Here is a 17,420-nt window from a genome sequence, read left to right on the forward strand (position 1 = left end):
TTCTCAGGGCCTGAGCCGGTAAACTGACCGGACACTGACCCCAAACTGACCCGACGCCACGCCACCGGATTCCGCAACGCATGAGTACCCTGCCTTCCCATCTCGCCGCCCTGGTGGGCAAATCCGTCAACGAGATCGATACGCCCTCGCTGGTGATTGACCTGGATGCCATGAAGCGCAATCTGGCACGCATGGCGGAGTTCGCGAAGAAGCACAACGTCCGCTGGCGCCCACATGCCAAGATGCACAAGTGCGCCAGTCTCGCCAAGGCGCAGATGCGCGCCGGTGCAGTGGGCGTGTGCGTGCAGAAGACGGCTGAGGCCGAGGCGCTGGCCGCCGGTGGCGTGCACAACATCTACATCAGCAACGAGGTCATCGCACCGGCCAAGCTGGCGCGTGTGGCCGCACTGGCCCGGCATCTGGCAGCCGAAGGCGGCAAGCTGGCGATTGCGGTGGACAGCACCGAAGGCGTGATCCGGCTGGCGCAGGCCATGAACGATGCGCGCACCGCATCCGGCGTGGCCACAGTGATTGATGTGTTTGTCGAGATGGATGTCGGCCAAGGCCGCTGCGGTGTGGAGCCAGGGGCGGCCGCGGTGACGCTGGCGCTCGAAATCCGCAAACACCCGGCGCTGCACTTTGCCGGGCTGCAGGCCTACCACGGCAAGGCCCAGCACATTCGCAGCGCGCAGGAGCGCCGCGACGCCATCGCCAAGGCGGTGCAGTCGGTCGTCATGACGCGCCAGCTGATCGAGGCGCAGGGCATGGCGGTGGACCTGGTCACCGGCGCAGGCACTGGCAGCTTTCTGCTCGAAGCCGCCAGTGGTGTCTATGGGGAGCTGCAGGCGGGTTCTTTCCTGTTCATGGACGCCGACTATGCCCGCAATGAGCGCGACGCGGCGCAGCCGCCGTTTGAGCATGCGCTGTTCGTCAAAACCCAGGTCATGAGCACACACGCCGGGCATGCGGTGTGCGATGCCGGCCACAAAAGCCACGCCATCGACTCCGGCTTGCCCATGGTGCATGCGCTTGAAGGCGAGGCTGAACTTGAATACGCCAATGGCGGCGATGAGCACGGCATCCTGCGCGCTACAGGCGCCGGCAAGCGGCTGCCGGGGCTTGGCCAGACGGTGTGGCTGATTCCCGGCCATTGCGACCCGACGGTCAATTTGCACAACGCCATGATTGGTGTCACTGGTGGGCTGGCTGCGGGCACGGTGCAGCGTGTTTACCGCGTCGATGCGCGCGGTGCGTTGACCTGATCCAACCTCGATACAGGCCGGGTTGCCCGGCCCTCAGCTGAACATGTCGTTGCCAGTGGTGGGCGGCGACACCCCCAGATGGCGGTAGGCCGCCAGCGTGGCCACCCGACCGCGCGGCGTGCGCTGCAGGTAGCCCTGCTGGATCAGATAGGGCTCAATCACGTCTTCAATCGTGTCACGCTCTTCGCCGATGCTGGCGGCAATGTTGTCCAGCCCGACCGGGCCGCCATCGAAGCGGTGAATCACAGCCTCCAGCAGCTTACGGTCCATCACGTCAAAGCCCTGCGGGTCCACGTCGAGCATGGCCAGTGCCTTGTTGGCGATGTCGAGGTTGATGTGGCCGGTGCCTTTCACGTCCGCATAGTCACGCACCCGGCGCAACAGCCGGTTGGCAATCCGCGGTGTGCCGCGTGAGCGACGGGCGATCTCGAAGCCGCCGGCATCGTCGATGGGCGCGTTGAGCAGCTTCGCACTGCGCTTCACGATGCGTGCCAGTTCGTCCGGCGTGTAAAACTCCAGCCGCGCGACGATGCCGAAGCGGTCACGCAGCGGGTTGGTCAGCATGCCGGCGCGGGTGGTTGCGCCCACCAGCGTGAAGGGCTGCAGGTCGAGCTTGATGCTGCGCGCGGCTGGGCCCTCGCCGATCATGATGTCGATCTGGTAATCCTCCAGCGCGGGATACAGAATCTCCTCGACTACAGGGCTCAGGCGGTGAATCTCGTCGATGAACAGCACGTCGTTCTTCTCCAGATTCGTCAGCAGCGCGGCCAGGTCCTTGGGTTTTTCCAGCACCGGCCCCGAGGTCTGGCGCAGGTTCACGCCCAGTTCATGCGCAATGATGTGGGAGAGCGTGGTCTTGCCCAGGCCGGGCGGGCCAAACAGCAGCACATGGTCCAGCGCCTCGCTGCGCTTTTTGGCCGCACCGATGAAAATCTCCAGTTGGTCCCGCACCTTGGTTTGACCGACGTACTCGTCAAACAGCTTGGGGCGCAGGGCGCGCTCAATGGCTTCCTCGCCGGGTGAGGCGGGCACGGCCGACATCACGCGCTTGGCCGGTGGAAAATCGCCCGCGGAAAAATCGTCGGTCTGAATGGTCATGTCGTGAATATCACTTGGCCAATGCTTTCAGCGCCAGCTTGATGCCGTCACTCACCCCGATGTCTTTCGGAAGCGCCTTCAGCGCCAGTGCAGCATCGCGGTCGCTGTAGCCCAGTGCCACCAAGGCCTGCAGGATGTCGGACTGCGCATCGTTGGCGATACTGACGGTGATGCCGATGTCGGCACCCAGCTTGCCCTTGAGCTCCAGCAGCAGGCGCTCGGCGGTTTTCTTGCCGATGCCCGGCACCTTGATGATGCGGCCGGCTTCCTGTTGCGTCACGGCCTGGGCCAGTTCCTCGACGCTCATGCCGCTCAGCACGCTGAGCGCGGTGCGGGGGCCGACACCGGAAATCTTGATGAGTTGGCGGAAGGCCGCACGCTCGGTGGCGCTGCCAAAGCCGTAAAGAATCTGCGCATCTTCCCGCACCACAAAGTGGGTGAGCAGGGTGACTTTTTCGCCCAGCGCGGGCAGGTTATAGAAGGTGCTCATGGGCACCAGCACCTCGTAGCCGACGCCCTGGCAATCCACCAGAATTTCCGGTGGGTTTTTTTCGGCCAGCTGGCCGGAGAGTCTTCCTATCATTGGTGAATCTTAGCAGTCAGGTGGCTTTGGAGATTTGGGCGGACAATTGCATTCCAGCCCGTTCCACCGCCGATTTGGCGCCCTTTTCCGGAAACCCTCGCCTTGATTCTTCGCCACACCTTCACGCCGCCCAACAACACCCGCATGGGTCATTTGTGTGGACCGATGGACTCGCACATCCGCACCATCGAGGCGGCGCTGCAGGTCACGATCGCGCACCGCTTCGAGCAGTTCAAGATCGACGGCCCCAAGGTCAAGGCGCAGCAGGCGCTGGAGGTTCTGCAGGCGCTGTATGAGCTCGCCCAGCGGCCGATTGCCGAGGACATGGTGCAGCTGATGCTGGCCGGCGACCCGGCCATCAGCACCGCGACCAGCACTGACGGCGTGCCGGTACTGTCCACACGCCGGGCCGATCTGCGCGCCCGCACCGTGAATCAGGGTACTTACCTCGACAACATCGCCACCCACGACATTACCTTTGGCATCGGGCCGGCCGGTACCGGCAAGACCTATCTGGCTGTCGCCTGCGCAGTCGATGCACTGGAGCGCAGCACCGTCCAACGCATTGTGCTGACGCGCCCGGCAGTGGAGGCCGGCGAGCGGCTCGGCTTTCTGCCCGGCGACCTGAGCCAGAAGGTGGACCCGTATCTGCGGCCACTCTACGACGCGCTGTATGAACTGATGGGTTTCGAGCGCGTACAGAAGGCGTTCGAGCGCCAGCAGATCGAGATTGCACCGCTGGCCTTCATGCGCGGGCGCACGCTCAACCATGCGTTTGTGATTCTGGACGAAGCGCAAAACACCACGCCCGAGCAGATGAAGATGTTTCTCACCCGCATCGGCTTTGGCGCCAAGGCGGTGGTCACCGGTGACGTGAGCCAGGTGGATCTGCCGCGCACCCAGCTCAGCGGGCTGGTCGATGCAGAACGGGTTCTGCGACGGGTCAAAGGCATCGCGATCACGCGCCTGACCAGTGCCGACGTGGTGCGCCATCCGCTGGTGGCCCGCATCGTGGATGCCTACGACAAGCAGCGTGCGCCCATTGAGCCGTCGGCGGATGTTCTGGATGCCATCACCCCAGTGACCAGAAGCACGCGGACGCGGAGTCGCAATGGCTCGTGATGCTGCATCGAACGCCGCATTGAGCGCCGTATTGAATACGCTGGACCTGTCGCTCCAGTTCGGCACCTTTCCCGATCTCGCCCGTCATCGCGCCGCACTGCCGCGCCGTGATGTGCTGCAGTGGATTTGCCACGCACTGGCAAGTGACGCCGAGCTGACCGTGCGCATCGTCGGCGAAGCCGAAGCGCAGGCACTGAACCGCGACTACCGCGGCAAGGACTACGCCACCAACGTGCTCACCTTCGATTACACCCGCGAGCCGGTGGTCACGGCCGATCTGGTGCTGTGCGGCCCAGTGGTGGCGCGCGAAGCGGCGGAGCAGGGCAAGACGCTTGAGGCCCACTACGCGCACCTGCTGGTGCACGCCACGCTGCATGCCCAGGGCTATGACCATGAAACCAGCGAGCGCGATGCGCTGGAGATGGAAGCGCTGGAGATTCTGCTGCTGGCTTCACTGGGCTTTGGCAACCCGTACTGAGAGTTGCGTCCCCACGGACCCCACACGACTTACCGCGTGCCAGCGCCCTTGCTGAAGGCCGGCCGGTCCAGCCGGTAGAGGCGCGTGGCATTGCCGTTGGCCACCTTGGCACCCACTTCCGGCGGCAGCTGCTCGACCAGATTGCGCAGATTCGTCAGCCCTTCTTCGCTGGAGCCGCGCGCGATGCCGTTGCGGGCGTAGAACGAATCACTGCCCAGCATGAAACGGTCGGGAAACTCGTTCACCAGCGCCACCCACGCTTCCTTGACCTTGCCATCCGGGTCCAGCGCGGCGGCAGGCCGTGGCGCGCCGCGGTTGAGCCTGAAACTCATCGAAAGGTTGGGGTGCGCCGTCAGCATCTGGCGCACCCGCTCTGGTGCGCGCGTGAGCAGTGGCTCGAAGCCGACATGCACCCACACAATCTGCGCCTTGCGGTTATGGGCCAGCAGCCGCTCCAGCGCTGCAAGGTTGCTCTTGAGTACCGGCGGATTGAGCGGGTTGGGCTTGAGCACATCGGGCAGCGGCATGTCTTCTGGCACCAGATCGCAGTGCAGGTCGATCGGGATGTCGTTTTCGGCCGCCACGTCCGCCAGCAGAAGCAGCAGCGGGTGATCGGCCGGCACGTCTTCAAACGCGTGGCGCGGGCCCATCGCCGGAATGGAGACATGCATCACCGCGATCTCCCCGAAGCCCACCGCGCCGAGTTTCACGATCTCCTGCGCCCGCTTGCGGAATTTGTCTTTCACCCCGTCGTTCACGGCATCTACTCTGGTTTCGTGAATCATCACGTTCAGCGTGCTGCCGCCCAGCACCGCAAACCGGTCGGGGTGGGCTTTGGTGGTGAACAGCAGGTCCTCGATGTCGTAGAACCATTGCGGGGTGACCGTGGCGAAAGGCGGCGGCATCAGCAGGCTGCGCGCAATGCCGAAGCGGTCCATGGTGGCCAGCGCCGTCTTGTGCGAGGCCTCCATCTCCTTGTAGGGAATGGTCTGAAAGTGTGCGTGTGTGTCAATCATCGGAAGGGGCTGCGCCCAGCCGAAACCGATGCCTGCGGACAGTACCGCAGCGATCCATGCCTTTTTCATCGCCATTCCCTCGTGTTTTGCTGATTCTGTTTTTTTGGTTACTGGATTTCCGGTGATTGGCTCGTGGCGAGAGCCGCTTCAGTCGGTCTGCCCGATACGCAAGGGGATGGTCACCGGCCCGTTGTTGACCAGATGTACCTTCATGTCGGCGCCGAATTGCCCGGTTTCCACCGGAGCGTGCGCGATGCGGGCCTGCGCGACAAAGTGGTCGTACAGCCTGCGACCCTCCGCCGGCAGGGCGGCGCCGGTGAAGCTGGGCCGGTTGCCGCCTGACACATCAGCCGCCAGCGTGAACTGGCTCACCACCAGCAGGCCGCCGCGCAGGCCCTGGCCGTCAAGGTCCTGCACGCTGCGGTTCATCTTGCTGGCATCGTCTGAAAAAATCCGCAGCTTGAGGATCTTGGCCAGCATGCGGTCGGCGTGGCCATCGGTGTCGCCATGCTCGGCGCACAGCAGCACCAGAAGGCCCGGGCCGATGGCGCCTGCCACCGCGCCATCAATGACGACACGCGCCTCGGCCACGCGCTGCAGGATCGCTCGCATCCGGCGCTCGCCCGGTCAGTCGGTGATGCCAGCCGCCACGAACAAGGGCTTGCCTACCGGGCCCGACAGAAAGCTCACAAACTGCTGCGCCAGCGCCTGTTGCCCGCCGAGGGCCAGAGGTGCTGCCGTGTAAGACGTGTAGTTCTGCACTTCCGCCGGGAAGGGGCCGACGAACTTCAGTCCCTTGCCCTGGTACAGCAGGATTTCGGTGATGGGCGCAAAGCCGATTTCACGCACCGCACCGGGCTTGGCGGCCTTGATCACGTGCTCCATCACGGAGGCACCATCGGGGTAGCGCGTCGTCTTGGCCTCTACCTGGGTGTAGATGTCCATCTTGCGCAGCAGGCCTTCGAAATACAGGCCGGTCGATGCACGGTTGAAGACCAGCGAGTCGGCGGCCAGCACAGACTGCTTGATGGCTTCTGCGCTGGAAATGTCAGGCACCGGTGCGCCCTCACGGACCGTCACCCCCATGCCGACGCGGCCCACGTTGGCCCGTGTTTCGGCCAGCTTGCCGGCCTGCGCGAACTCGCCAATCACGGCCGGCGGCGCAATCACCACGTCAAAGGCCGGATTGCCTTCCATGCGTTGGCGCAACTGCGGGGCCGTGTTGAAGGTGATCTTGACCGTGTGACCGGTCTGCTGCTGGAAGGCGGTGGCTGCTGCGCGCAGGCCGGGCTCAATGGCGCCGGCGCTGAGTACGGCAATTTCAGCTGCGCTGACCTGCGCGCCTGCGATCAAAAGGGTGGAGGCGAGAACACGTTTCAGGAAGGAGCTGGGCTTCACGGTGAATCCTTCAGAGTGGGTGGGTTTCAATGCCGGGTTCGGAGCGAGGCCAGTGTGAGGCAAATCGGAATGGCTTGCTTCAAGCCAGGGTAACGCGCGCGAATTTGCGCTTGCCCACCTGCAGCACATAGGTGCCGGCGTTGAGTTTCAGCGTCTTGTCGCTGACCACGCTGGAGTCGATGCGCACGCCGCCCCCGTCGATCAGCCGATTGGCCTCGCTGCCTGAGGGGGCGAGACCTGCGGCCTTGAGCAGGGCGCCTATGCCCATCGGCGCGCCGGACAGCGACACCTCGGGAATTTCATCCGGCACGCCGCCCTTGCTGCGGTTGATGAAGTCCTGCTCGGCCGCATCCGCAGCGGCGGCGGAATGAAAGCGCGCGGTGATTTCCTTGGCCAGCGCGACTTTGGCGTCCTTGGGGTTGCGGCCACCGTCGACCTCGGCCTTGAGGGCGGCAATCTCCGCTTCGCTCCGGAAGCTCAGCAGCGTGTACCACCGCCACATCAGCACATCGGAGATGCTCAGCACCTTGGCGAACATGGTGTTGGCGTCTTCGGAAATGCCGATGTAGTTGTTCTTGCTCTTGGACATCTTCTCGATGCCGTCCAGGCCTTCGAGCAGCGGCATGGTCAGGATGCACTGCGGCTCCTGGCCGTATTCGGCCTGCAGGTGCCGACCCATCAGCAGGTTGAACTTCTGGTCGGTGCCGCCCAGCTCCAGATCACTCTTGAGTGCCACCGAGTCATAGCCCTGCATCAGCGGGTACAGGAACTCATGCACGCTGATCGGCGTGCCGGCCTTGAAGCGGTCATTGAAGTCGTTGCGCTCCATCATGCGGGCCACGGTGTACCGTGAGGCCAGCTGGATCATGCCGGTGGCGCCCAGCGGCTCGCTCCACTCGCTGTTGTAGCGGATCTCGGTTTTGGCCGGGTCCAACACCAGACTGGCCTGGCGGTAATAGGTTTCGGCATTCACCTTGATCTGCTCCGCCGTCAGCGGCGGGCGGGTGGCGTTGCGGCCGGACGGGTCGCCAATCAGGCTGGTGAAGTCCCCGATCAGGAAAATCACGGTGTGGCCCAGGTCCTGCAGCTGCCGCATTTTGTTCAGCACCACGGTGTGGCCGACATGAATGTCAGGCGCTGTCGGGTCCAGCCCCAATTTGATGCGCAGCGGCACGCCTGTGGCTTCGGAGCGGGCCAGTTTTTTGACCCATTCGTCTTGCGGAATCAGCTCCTCGCAGCCTCGCAGGGACACGGCGAGGGCCTCCCGGACGCGGTCCGTGACCGGATGATTTGTAACAACTGCTTGATTCATAAGGGTTTTTCACATGCCGAGGACGTGTCCGGCGGATAGAATGGGTGTTTTCCTGCTTCAGCCGGTCATTTTAGTTGGCCTGTAACTTGCTGAAGCTGGACCAGAAGATTTGCAGCCTGACGATCCCGCCCCCGGCCACCGGCAGGCGGGCATCGGGCAACCCCTTTTAACGCAGTCGGCCGTGCAACGCGCGACCGATGCACTTGAGTCGGGATTCTGATTTGCCTCTGCCAAAGCCTTCGCGGATTCTGCGCCCTGTCGCCGAAAGCCTCCGCCGCCACCCCCGACGAGTCACCACCACACTGGCCGCCCTGCTGCTGGGAACCGGGGTGACTGCATTCGGCGTGGCTCCTCTGGCGCCCGACGCCGCCGATTTGCCAGTCCGCCAGATTCTCGAAGAGGTGCAGCCTCTGGCCACCGCACCGCAAACCGAGGTGCTGGGCGACTTCCGTTTCAACCTGTTCCGCACCGATAGCACCCGCAGCAGCGACACGGTCGACGCCTTGCTCCGGCGCCTGAACATCGACGACAGCGCCGCTGCCGCTTTCCTGCGCTCTGACGCGAATGCCCGCTTCCTGCTCGCTGGCCGCCCCGGCAAGAACGTGACGGCGGAGGCCAGCGACAGCCAGCAGCTGCAAAAGCTCAGCATGCGCTGGCCCAGCGAAGACGACGCGTTGTTCAAGCGGCTGGTGGTCGAGCGCACCGGCGCGGGTTTCACGTCCCGCATTGAGGCCGTGCCTTATGTCAGCTCGACCCGCCTGTCCAGCGGCGTGATCCAGAGTTCGCTGTTTGCCGCCACCGACGAAGCCCGCATCCCGGATGCCGTGGCCGTGCAGATGGCTGAGATTTTCTCGGGCGACATCGACTTCCGCCGCGCGCTGCGCAAGGGCGACCGCTTCAATGTGGTCTACGAAACGCTGGAAGCCGATGGCGAGCCATTGCGCACTGGCCGCGTGCTATCCGCTGAATTTGTGAATGCCGGCAAGGCTTTCCAGGCCATGTGGTTCCAGCCGCCCGGCAAGGATGCGACAGGCGTTGCCCATAAGGGTACCTACTACACGCTCGATGGCCAGAGCCTGCGCCGCGCCTACCTCAGCTCGCCGGTGGAGTTCTCCCGCGTCAGCAGTGGTTTCTCGATGCGCTTTCACCCCATCCTGCAGAAATGGCGCGCCCACCTCGGCACGGACTTCGCAGCGCCCACCGGCACGCCAGCACGGACTGTGGGTGACGGTGTGATCGAGTTCGCCGGTGTGCAAAACGGCTACGGCAATGTGGTGTTCATCAAGCACCGCAATGGCCATGAGACGGTGTATGCCCACCTCAGCAAGATCATGGTCCAGCGTGGTCAGCCTGTGACGCAGGGCCAGACCATCGGTCTGGTCGGTGCGACGGGCTGGGCCACCGGCCCGCATCTGCACTTTGAATTCCGTGTCAACGGGCAGCACCAGGACCCGATGCTGATCGCCAAGCAGAGCGAAGCCGTTCCGGTCCCCGCAGCTGCTTTGCCTGTGTTCCGGCAGGTGGCGGGCGATGTGCGCATGCAGCTGCAGGCGGCGGCGAGCATCACGCAGACGCGTACTGAATAACTGAAGCCCCCACGGTCGCTCGCTACGCGTAGCTTCCTGCCCCCCGAGGGGGCCGTTTCGCCTGCGGCCTGGCAAAGCCAGCTCCGCGGCTCTGCTGGTGTGAAGACCTTCCTTCTTTATCGCTCAGCTTGCTCTGAACCCCGTTCGTCCTAAGCCTGTCGAAGGACAGTTGCTTGGGAGTCGCCTGAGCGAGGCAAAATAGCCTGATGTCTGATTTCTACATTGGCCTGATGTCGGGCACTTCGCTGGACGGTGCTGACGGCGTGCTCGTCGATTTCTCTGGCACCGCGCCGCGTGTGGTGGCGTCTGCGACGGAGCCTTTCGAGGCGGGCTTCCGGCAGGAGTTGCTGGCGCTCAACAGCCCCGGTGCCAACGAGCTGCACCGCGCCGCGTTGGCGGGCAATCAGGTGGCGGCTGTGTATGCCTGCGTGGTGCAGTCGCTGCTCGATGCCGCTGCGTCGCAGGGCATTGGCAAGGCGCAGGTGCGGGCCGTCGGCGCACATGGGCAAACCGTCAGGCACCAGCCGGGCAGCGCTGCGAACCCGGTCGAGCAGGCCTATACCCTGCAGTTGAACAACCCGGCACGGCTGGCCGAGCTCACCGGTCTGGATGTAGTGGCCGACTTTCGCAGCCGCGATGTGGCGGCCGGTGGCCAGGGCGCGCCGCTGGTTCCCGCGTTCCATCAGGGGGTGTTCGGCCGGCCCGACGCGCCGATGGTGGTGCTGAATCTGGGCGGCATCGCCAATCTCAGCATCCTGCCGGCGGGAGGGCAGGGGCCAGTACTGGGTTTTGACTGCGGACCGGGTAATGCGCTGATGGACGCGTGGTGCCATCAGCACACCGGCCAAGCCTTTGATGCTGGCGGTGCGTGGGCAGCCGGTGGGCAGCGGTTGCCTGCCTTGCTCGCCCGTCTGATGGCCGAGCCCTACCTGCAACTGCCACCACCCAAAAGCACTGGCCGAGATTTATTTAGCCTAGGCTGGCTGAAGCACCAGCTGGCGCCATTCGCAGCCGAACGGCCGCAGGATGTTCAGCACACGCTAGCAGAGTTCACGGCGGCAGCCTGCATTGCGGACATCGAGCAACATGCCCGTGGCTGCGCGGCGCTGATTGTGTGTGGCGGCGGCGCTTACAACAGCCATCTGATCCAGCGTCTGCAAGCCGGCTTGCCGTGGCTGCAGGTGTCGTCGTCTGACCTGCATGGCCTGCCGCCACTGCAGGTGGAAGCCGCTGCGTTTGCGTGGCTGGCGCGTCAGACCGTGTTGCGGCGTCCGGGCAACCTGCCCAGCGTGACCGGTGCGGCTGGCCTGCGCGTGCTCGGTGCCATCTACCCGGCCTGACCCCACACCCTGCAGACGCAAAAAAAGCCGCCCGAGGGCGGCTTTTCAATGAATCGTGTGCGGATTGCTCAGGCCGAGAAGCTGGAGCCGCAACCGCAGGTGCTGGTGGCATTCGGGTTCTTGATGACGAACTGGGCGCCTTCGAGGTCGTCCTTGTAGTCGATTTCAGCGCCTACCAGGTACTGGTAGCTCATTGCATCGATCAGCAGCGACACGCCATTTTTGGTCATGGTGGTGTCGTCTTCGTTGGTGATCTCGTCAAAGGTAAAGCCGTACTGGAAGCCAGAGCAGCCGCCGCCCTGCACAAACACGCGCAGTTTCAGGTCCGGGTTGCCTTCTTCGGCAATCAGCTCTGCCACCTTGGACGCCGCGCTGTCGGTGAAGACAAAGGGGGCGGGCATTTCGGTAGGAACAACTTCGGCAACTGCACTCATGGGGAAACTCCGTCAAGAACCGTCAAGGGAATGGGTGGTCTGAACAGAACGCAAGCGTTCGGTACAACTACCACCTTTGAATACTACAGCAAATCAATCAACCATAACGCGCACGGGTGTTATCGCAACACCACCTGAAAAGCTCTTGCTTTACCGTCAGCGTGCGCTCACATCACCTATATTTCAGGGGTTGTTGGCCGCCAGTTTGAGTGTGGGCTTTTCTTCGAGCTGGGGCAGGGCCGTCGGGCGCAGCTGACCAAAGATGACGGCCCCCTGGTGCATTTCAAGCGCTTTGTAAGACACGTCGCCTTCGATCTTGGCTTTGGGCTGAAGCTCTAGGAGCTCGGACGCATGCACCGGGCCGAGCACGCGGCCATTGATGATCACGTGGTCGGCATGGATGTGGCCGGTGACGGTCGCCGATTCACTGATGACCAGAATGCTGGCACTGCCGTCGTTGGCGCGGATGTCGCCCACCACGTCGCCGTCGATGCGCAGCCCGTCCGAGAACTTCAGGTTGCCCTCGATGCAACTGCCGTGGGCAATCAGGCTCTTGATGGGCGGTTGCTTCTTTTTGCCGAACATGAGGCGCTCCTGAAAAAAGGGAGGGAAGACCACATCAGCCCCAAAGGGAGGGGCTTGGGACTGCGGATCGGGGTAAAACGGAACGGCAGAACGGGGAAAGGTGACCTCACATCTTGAAGGTCTGTATGGAGCGAACCGTGGTCCCTTCCATCAGCTTGGCCGTGACTGTTTTTACCACGGCTTGGGGGGGCAAGTCGAGCACGCCTTCCACCCGCCGGTATTGCTTGAACTGCAGCGCCTGCGCGCCGCCGGGAAGTGCCATCACCCACGGTTTACCGGCGAGTGTGCCGCCGAGAGTGAGCTCTAACTGGCCATTGAACACGGGCGCATTCTTGACGGGTTGCAGCACCAGCACCTGCCACTTGAGCTGGGTGGCCGACAGCGCCTCGGCCTGAAGACTGCGGATGGTGGCCACTTCCGTGCTGCTGGCGGGCAGCAGTTTCTCGAAAAAGCCGAGGTCGTCCCGCAGGCTGCGGTTTTCCATTTCCAGCTGCCGCATCTGGCTTTGCATCTTCTCCTGCGCCGCCTTTTCTGCAGTCAACAGGCTGCCCGAGGTGTTGGCGATGGACTGCGCCTTGTCGCGGTCTTCGCGCAGCGACAGCACCTCTTGCCGCAGCAGGCGGAGTTCTTCCTTGGCGCCGGTGTCCAGCCCGGCAATGCCCTTGCCGAACTCGAAGGCCCACAAGGCAAGGGCGGCCGAGAAACCCAGCATCAGGGCGCCGGCCATCCAGCGCAGCGGCCATGGCAGCGCGCTGCGGACCGCCATGCGCGGGGAACTGATGGTCAGGCGGCGGCGGAACAGACGGAATTTCAAATCAGGTCCTGCGGTGGGTGAGGGCCGGGAGCCCTCCCGACCGTGAGTGTTGACGGTGTGGAGATGCATTGTGCACGCCCAAACCGCTCCTGCCCGGGCCTGAGCGGTAAAAACAGGTAAGTGCGGCAGCGCACCTCTTGCCCGTCATGGCTGGGACGAAACGGCGTCCGGCCATGAAAAAAGCCGCCAGGCGCGAACCGTGGCGGCTTTTTGCAGCAGGGCTGCAGGCGTTGATTAACGCTTGCTGAACTGCTTGCGACGGCGTGCTGAACGGAAGCCGACTTTTTTACGTTCGACTTCACGGGCGTCACGGGTCACGAAGCCAGCCTGGCTCAGGGCCGGCTTGAGGCTTGCGTCGTAATCGATCAGCGCACGGGTGATGCCGTGGCGCACTGCACCGGCCTGGCCGGACTCGCCGCCGCCGTGGACGTTGACCATGATGTCAAACGTCTCGACGTGGTTCGTCAGAAACAGGGGCTGGCGGCAGATCATGATCGAGGTCTCGCGACCGAAGAACACCTGGATGTCACGGTCATTGATCGTGATCTTGCCAGTGCCTTTTTTGATGAACACGCGGGCGACGCTGGATTTGCGACGGCCGGTGCCATTGTTCCATTCACCAATCATCAATAGCTCCTTAGATGTCCAGCACTTTGGGCTGTTGGGCGGTATGCGGGTGCTCTGCACCACCGTACACCTTGAGTTTCTTGATCATGGCGTAGCCGAGCGGGCCCTTGGGCAGCATGCCCTTGACGGCTTTTTCCAAAGCGCGGCCGGGGTGCTTGGCTTGCATGTCGCGGAAGTTGGTGGCTGTGATACCGCCGGGGTAACCGGAATGGCGGTAGTACATCTTGTCCAGCGACTTGGCGCCGGTGACACGCAACTGGGCTGCATTGATGATGACGATGAAGTCACCGGTATCGACGTGAGGCGTGTAAATGGCCTTGTGTTTGCCGCGCAAACGGAGAGCAACTTCGCTGGCTACTCGTCCGAGGACCTTGTCGGTCGCGTCAATCACAAACCACTCGTGCGTCACGTCAGCGGGTTTGGCGCTGAACGTTTTCATGAGTTTTCTTCCGAAAAATGGTTTGTCGGGTTCTTTTCTGCGGTCGGTGTTCTTCTGTTGAGAACCTCTTAGGCAGTCAATCCGGCGAGTGCTTTGATGCGCGCACCTTCCTCTGCCGCGGAACCACTTGGCGCTGCAGAGCCATAGATTATATGAAAAATCAAGGACTTGCGTCAATATGGCGGTGCCCGGAGGCATTTTGTCAGTGGCAAGCAGGTAGGATAGCCCCATGTTTTCCTACCGCCATGCCTTCCACGCCGGCAACCATGCCGACGTGCTCAAGCACACGACGCTGATTGCGTTGATGAAATACCTGACCCTGAAAGACACGGCGCTGACGGTGATTGACACCCACGCCGGAGCGGGGCTGTACCGGCTGGACGGCGATTACACGGAAACCAGCGGCGAGGCCCAGGAAGGCGTGTTCCGGCTGTTTTCAGCCCCGCTGACGCCACCCGCCAAGCCGGGGAAAGCACCCGCTGCGGCAAAGAAGCTGGCGCCAGTCGCAGACGCCGCCCCCCAGCCGGTCGACACTAGCCAGTGGGCGCCGGCGCTGCAGGATTACGCCGAGGTGCTGCGCAAGCTGAACCCGCAGTTTGCCGAAACCGGCTTGCTGGCCCATCTGAAGATTTACCCCGGATCGCCCTTTATTGAGCAGCAGTTCCTGAGCGGCCGCGACAAGCTCAAGTTGTTCGAGCTGCACCCGACCGATTTCAAGTCGCTGGCCGGCAACATCGAGCAGCTGGGCGTGGGCCGGCAGGTGGCGGTGGCCCGGGAAGACGGCTTTGAGGTGCTCAAGACCTTTTTGCCGCCGCCCGCCCGCCGCGCCATGGTGCTGTGCGACCCGAGCTACGAGATCAAGAGCGACTACGCCCGCTTGGCGGCCTGCATGGCCGATGCCGTCAAGCGCTTTGCCACCGGCACCTATGTGGTTTGGTACCCCATCATTCCGCGCCCCGAGGCGCACGACCTGCCGCGCAAGCTGAAAACCCTGGCCGTCAAGGCCGGGCGGGCCTGGCTCAATGCGGCACTGACAGTGAAATCCAGCAAGCTGACCACCGACGAAACGGGCGAAGTCGTCCGGCCCGGTCTGCCGGCCAGTGGCATGTTTGTGATCAACCCGCCGCACACGCTGAAAGGCGAGCTGCAGGCGGCGCTGCCGCAGATGGTGACCTTGCTGGGGCAGGACCGCAACGCCGGCTTCACGCTGGAGCATGGCGGCTGAGCCAGCACGCCAGACAAACGAGCGAAGCAAGGAGCAGACTGCGCCATGGCCCTGATCCTGATCGTTGAAGACGACGACGCCATCCGCAGCAACATCGTTCGCCTGCTGAAACTGGAGGGCTTCGACACCGCCGCTGCACCCGACGGCAGCACGGGGCTGGAGCAGGTGCTGGCGCTGCAGCCGGACCTGGTGATCTCCGATGTCGGCATGCCTGGGCTGAACGGCTTTGAACTGCTGGCGGCGCTGCGCGCCGATCCGGCGATTGCCAACATTCCCTTCATGCTGCTCACGGCGCTGGACGATCGCGAGAGCATGCGCCGCGGCATGACTTCGGGCGCAGACGACTACCTGTCGAAACCGTTCAGCCGTGCCGAGTTGCTTGATGCGGTGCATGCGCAACTGAAAAAACAGGCACGGGTGCGTGGCGCCATCGATTCGGAACTGGCAGCCGGCGAGCAGCGGCTGCGTGCCGCCTTTGCCACCAGCATCAGCGGCGGCAGGCCGACCAAGGTGCAGGTGGACATACCGACCTCGGCCGAAACCGAAACCCTGGCAGATGCCACGGTGCTGGTGGCCAGCATCCGCAATTTCACCTCGCTGGCCGAGAAGCTCAACGGCAGCGAAGTGTCTGAACTGCTCACCGAGTATTTCGAGCGGGTGTCCGAGCCGGTGCTGAAGAACAGCGGCAGCCACCTGAAATTCATTGGTGACGGGCTGATGGCGGTGTTCTCCGACACCGCTACCGGTTCGCCACTGCAGGCCTCGCGCCGCGCCGTGTCGGCGGCGCTGGCGATGGTGCTGGCCACCCATGAGTTCCGGCACTGGCTTGACCAGCGTTATGGCACGCGGGGCCTGCCGCCCTTTGCGGTGGGTGTGGGCATCCACAGCGGGCCGGTCACGCTGTGCCGGCTGGGCACGCACCAGAGCAAGGAGCTGACGCCGGTGGGCGAAACCGTCACCCTCGCGTCGCGACTGGAAAGCGCCACCGAAGAAACCGGCTGGACCGTGATGGCCAGCACCGAGACGCTGGACCGTGCGGGCGAAGGCATCCAGACGGGGGTTCGCACCTCACTGGTGGTGCCGGGCAAGAACCTGGCGGTGGAGGTGGCCGAAGTCACCGGACTGGTCACCAGCATGGACGACAAGATCCACGGCATGGCCAGTCTGACCGAGCGCGCCGACGATATCAGCGAGGCGGTGCGCGCCAACTCCGACATCACCGCGCGGGCGGTGAAGGGTGCGCTGGACGCCAAGCTCTCCGCGCTCAAGGCCATTCGCTTTGATGCCAACGACGAGCCGGTTCGCCTCAAGGGCTACCGCATCACGCGCAAGATCGGCGCCGGCGGCATGACCGAGGTGTACCTCAGCGAGCGCGAGTCCGATGGTCTGCCGGTGGTGCTCAAGGTGCTGGACTCGCGTGGCAAGGAGGCCTCCGAGCATCTGGTGCGCTTCATCCAGGAGTACGCGCTGCTCAGCAAGATTGACCACCCGCACGTCATCCGCATCTACGACCAGGGTTTCACCGACGAGCACGCCTACATCGCGATGGAGTATTTCGAGCGCGGCGACCTGCGCAACCTGTTCGGCCCCGACATGACGCAGGCGCAGGCCGTGACGCTTGTCAGCGAGATCGCCCAAGCCCTCTCGGCCATCCACGAGAACGGCATCGTGCACCGCGACGTGAAACCCGAAAACGTGATGCTGCGCGCCGACGGCAGTGCGGCGCTGGCCGACTTCGGCATTGCCAAGTCGATGCTGCAGACGCAGAACCTCGGCTTCACCCAGACCCGCCATGGCGATGTGGTCGGCACGCCTTATTACATGAGCCCGGAGCAGGTCACCGGCAAGGACGTGACGGCGCAGTCAGACCTCTACAGCCTGGGCGTGATGTTCTTCGAGATGCTGGCCAACCGACGGCCGTTCGTGGCCGAATCGCTGGAGCTGCTGCTGGCTCGCCACCTGCATGCCGACACGCCCGCCTTGCCGCCGGCCCACGCAGCGCTACAGCCCATCGTCAACAAGCTGATGGCCAAGGACCCGGAGCAGCGCTACCACTCGGCGCAGGCGCTGGTGGACGACCTGGCCAGCCTGCGCGGCTGAG

Annotated in this window: 18 protein-coding genes; 7 read left to right on the forward strand and 11 right to left on the reverse strand. The window is 63.8% G+C overall.

Annotation, left to right across the window (positions count from 1 at the left end; genetic code table 11):
* Positions 1-80: 80 nt before the first annotated feature.
* Entirely contained in the window at positions 81-1,262 is a 1,182-nt protein-coding gene (locus tag AAG793_RS12275; protein ID WP_341908572.1) for a DSD1 family PLP-dependent enzyme, read from the forward strand.
* A gap of 33 nt (positions 1,263-1,295) precedes the next feature.
* Here AAG793_RS12275 and ruvB read toward each other — a convergent pair whose 3' ends face one another.
* Together ruvB and ruvA are read right to left on the reverse strand one after the other, a co-directional pair.
* On the reverse strand, positions 1,296-2,360 hold the full coding sequence (ruvB, locus tag AAG793_RS12280) for a Holliday junction branch migration DNA helicase RuvB (RefSeq protein ID WP_341908573.1): 1,065 nt from the start codon (positions 2,358-2,360) through the stop codon (positions 1,296-1,298).
* A 10-nt stretch (positions 2,361-2,370) separates the two neighbouring features.
* Positions 2,371-2,943: a Holliday junction branch migration protein RuvA gene (ruvA, locus tag AAG793_RS12285; RefSeq protein ID WP_341908574.1), complete on the reverse strand. Its 573-nt coding sequence runs from the start codon at positions 2,941-2,943 to the stop codon at positions 2,371-2,373.
* Positions 2,944-3,045: 102 nt separating this feature from the next.
* Between ruvA and AAG793_RS12290 the strand changes: the two genes are divergently transcribed.
* Together AAG793_RS12290 and ybeY are read left to right on the forward strand one after the other, a co-directional pair.
* Positions 3,046-4,065, forward strand: coding sequence for a PhoH family protein (locus AAG793_RS12290; protein WP_341908575.1), 1,020 nt, complete (start codon positions 3,046-3,048; stop codon positions 4,063-4,065).
* Positions 4,055-4,543 carry an rRNA maturation RNase YbeY gene (gene ybeY / locus AAG793_RS12295; protein ID WP_341908576.1) on the forward strand — a complete coding sequence of 163 codons (489 nt, stop codon included), beginning with the start codon at positions 4,055-4,057 and terminating at the stop codon, positions 4,541-4,543. The genes AAG793_RS12290 and ybeY overlap by 11 nt, the downstream gene beginning before the upstream one ends.
* Before the next feature lie 29 nt (positions 4,544-4,572).
* Here ybeY and AAG793_RS12300 read toward each other — a convergent pair whose 3' ends face one another.
* The 4 genes from AAG793_RS12300 to tyrS form a co-directional block, all read right to left on the reverse strand.
* Positions 4,573-5,628, reverse strand: coding sequence for an amidohydrolase family protein (locus AAG793_RS12300; RefSeq protein WP_341908577.1), 1,056 nt, complete (start codon positions 5,626-5,628; stop codon positions 4,573-4,575).
* Positions 5,629-5,706: 78 nt separating this feature from the next.
* Positions 5,707-6,171 (reverse strand): D-aminoacyl-tRNA deacylase, encoded by a 465-nt coding sequence (gene dtd, locus AAG793_RS12305; protein ID WP_341908578.1) that lies wholly within the window; start codon positions 6,169-6,171, stop codon positions 5,707-5,709.
* A 15-nt stretch (positions 6,172-6,186) separates the two neighbouring features.
* Positions 6,187-6,957, reverse strand: coding sequence for a substrate-binding domain-containing protein (locus AAG793_RS12310; RefSeq protein WP_341908579.1), 771 nt, complete (start codon positions 6,955-6,957; stop codon positions 6,187-6,189).
* 79 nt (positions 6,958-7,036) lie between these two features.
* Positions 7,037-8,269 carry a tyrosine--tRNA ligase gene (gene tyrS / locus AAG793_RS12315; RefSeq protein WP_341908580.1) on the reverse strand — a complete coding sequence of 411 codons (1,233 nt, stop codon included), beginning with the start codon at positions 8,267-8,269 and terminating at the stop codon, positions 7,037-7,039.
* A gap of 197 nt (positions 8,270-8,466) precedes the next feature.
* On the opposite strand from tyrS, the gene AAG793_RS12320 reads away from it, so the two are divergent.
* Both AAG793_RS12320 and AAG793_RS12325 read left to right on the forward strand, forming a co-directional pair.
* Positions 8,467-9,855 (forward strand): peptidoglycan DD-metalloendopeptidase family protein, encoded by a 1,389-nt coding sequence (locus tag AAG793_RS12320; protein ID WP_341908581.1) that lies wholly within the window; start codon positions 8,467-8,469, stop codon positions 9,853-9,855.
* Between the two features lie 203 nt (positions 9,856-10,058).
* Positions 10,059-11,195 carry an anhydro-N-acetylmuramic acid kinase gene (locus tag AAG793_RS12325; RefSeq protein WP_341908684.1) on the forward strand — a complete coding sequence of 379 codons (1,137 nt, stop codon included), beginning with the start codon at positions 10,059-10,061 and terminating at the stop codon, positions 11,193-11,195.
* Between the two features lie 68 nt (positions 11,196-11,263).
* On the opposite strand, the gene erpA is transcribed toward AAG793_RS12325, so the two are convergent.
* The 5 genes from erpA to rplM all read right to left on the reverse strand — a co-directional run bounded on the left by erpA (position 11,264) and on the right by rplM (position 14,094).
* Positions 11,264-11,629 (reverse strand): iron-sulfur cluster insertion protein ErpA, encoded by a 366-nt coding sequence (erpA, locus tag AAG793_RS12330; protein ID WP_341908582.1) that lies wholly within the window; start codon positions 11,627-11,629, stop codon positions 11,264-11,266.
* A gap of 183 nt (positions 11,630-11,812) precedes the next feature.
* A complete protein-coding gene (locus AAG793_RS12335) occupies positions 11,813-12,214 on the reverse strand; it encodes a polymer-forming cytoskeletal protein (protein WP_341908583.1) in 402 nt (133 codons plus the stop codon).
* Between the two features lie 106 nt (positions 12,215-12,320).
* A complete protein-coding gene (locus AAG793_RS12340) occupies positions 12,321-13,028 on the reverse strand; it encodes a DUF6776 family protein (protein ID WP_341908584.1) in 708 nt (235 codons plus the stop codon).
* A 234-nt stretch (positions 13,029-13,262) separates the two neighbouring features.
* Positions 13,263-13,655 (reverse strand): 30S ribosomal protein S9, encoded by a 393-nt coding sequence (rpsI, locus tag AAG793_RS12345; RefSeq protein ID WP_341908585.1) that lies wholly within the window; start codon positions 13,653-13,655, stop codon positions 13,263-13,265.
* A gap of 10 nt (positions 13,656-13,665) precedes the next feature.
* Positions 13,666-14,094: a 50S ribosomal protein L13 gene (gene rplM, locus AAG793_RS12350; protein ID WP_341908586.1), complete on the reverse strand. Its 429-nt coding sequence runs from the start codon at positions 14,092-14,094 to the stop codon at positions 13,666-13,668.
* 229 nt (positions 14,095-14,323) lie between these two features.
* Here rplM and rlmJ point away from each other — a divergent pair, with 229 nt between their 5' ends.
* Both rlmJ and AAG793_RS12360 read left to right on the forward strand, forming a co-directional pair.
* Entirely contained in the window at positions 14,324-15,319 is a 996-nt protein-coding gene (gene rlmJ, locus AAG793_RS12355) for a 23S rRNA (adenine(2030)-N(6))-methyltransferase RlmJ (protein ID WP_341908587.1), read from the forward strand.
* A gap of 45 nt (positions 15,320-15,364) precedes the next feature.
* Positions 15,365-17,419: a protein kinase gene (locus AAG793_RS12360; RefSeq protein WP_341908588.1), complete on the forward strand. Its 2,055-nt coding sequence runs from the start codon at positions 15,365-15,367 to the stop codon at positions 17,417-17,419.
* Position 17,420: the final 1 nt, after the last annotated feature.

It is taken from the genome of Polaromonas sp. YR568 (genome assembly GCF_943372955.1).
Classification (GTDB): Bacteria; Pseudomonadota; Gammaproteobacteria; order Burkholderiales; family Burkholderiaceae_C; genus Polaromonas.

What these genes read in the sequence shown, in the direction of transcription:
- AAG793_RS12275 (WP_341908572.1), top strand. Translation starts at nt 81, where the DNA reads ATGAGTACCCTGCCTTCCCATCTCGCCGCCCTGGTGGGCAAATCCGTC.
- ruvB (WP_341908573.1), bottom strand. Translation starts at nt 2,360, where the DNA reads ATGACCATTCAGACCGACGATTTTTCCGCGGGCGATTTTCCACCGGCC.
- ruvA (WP_341908574.1), bottom strand. Translation starts at nt 2,943, where the DNA reads ATGATAGGAAGACTCTCCGGCCAGCTGGCCGAAAAAAACCCACCGGAA.
- ybeY (WP_341908576.1), top strand. Translation starts at nt 4,055, where the DNA reads ATGGCTCGTGATGCTGCATCGAACGCCGCATTGAGCGCCGTATTGAAT.
- AAG793_RS12300 (WP_341908577.1), bottom strand. Translation starts at nt 5,628, where the DNA reads ATGAAAAAGGCATGGATCGCTGCGGTACTGTCCGCAGGCATCGGTTTC.
- dtd (WP_341908578.1), bottom strand. Translation starts at nt 6,171, where the DNA reads ATGCGAGCGATCCTGCAGCGCGTGGCCGAGGCGCGTGTCGTCATTGAT.
- tyrS (WP_341908580.1), bottom strand. Translation starts at nt 8,269, where the DNA reads ATGAATCAAGCAGTTGTTACAAATCATCCGGTCACGGACCGCGTCCGG.
- AAG793_RS12320 (WP_341908581.1), top strand. Translation starts at nt 8,467, where the DNA reads ATGCACTTGAGTCGGGATTCTGATTTGCCTCTGCCAAAGCCTTCGCGG.
- erpA (WP_341908582.1), bottom strand. Translation starts at nt 11,629, where the DNA reads ATGAGTGCAGTTGCCGAAGTTGTTCCTACCGAAATGCCCGCCCCCTTT.
- AAG793_RS12335 (WP_341908583.1), bottom strand. Translation starts at nt 12,214, where the DNA reads ATGTTCGGCAAAAAGAAGCAACCGCCCATCAAGAGCCTGATTGCCCAC.
- rpsI (WP_341908585.1), bottom strand. Translation starts at nt 13,655, where the DNA reads ATGATTGGTGAATGGAACAATGGCACCGGCCGTCGCAAATCCAGCGTC.
- rplM (WP_341908586.1), bottom strand. Translation starts at nt 14,094, where the DNA reads ATGAAAACGTTCAGCGCCAAACCCGCTGACGTGACGCACGAGTGGTTT.
- rlmJ (WP_341908587.1), top strand. Translation starts at nt 14,324, where the DNA reads ATGTTTTCCTACCGCCATGCCTTCCACGCCGGCAACCATGCCGACGTG.
- AAG793_RS12360 (WP_341908588.1), top strand. Translation starts at nt 15,365, where the DNA reads ATGGCCCTGATCCTGATCGTTGAAGACGACGACGCCATCCGCAGCAAC.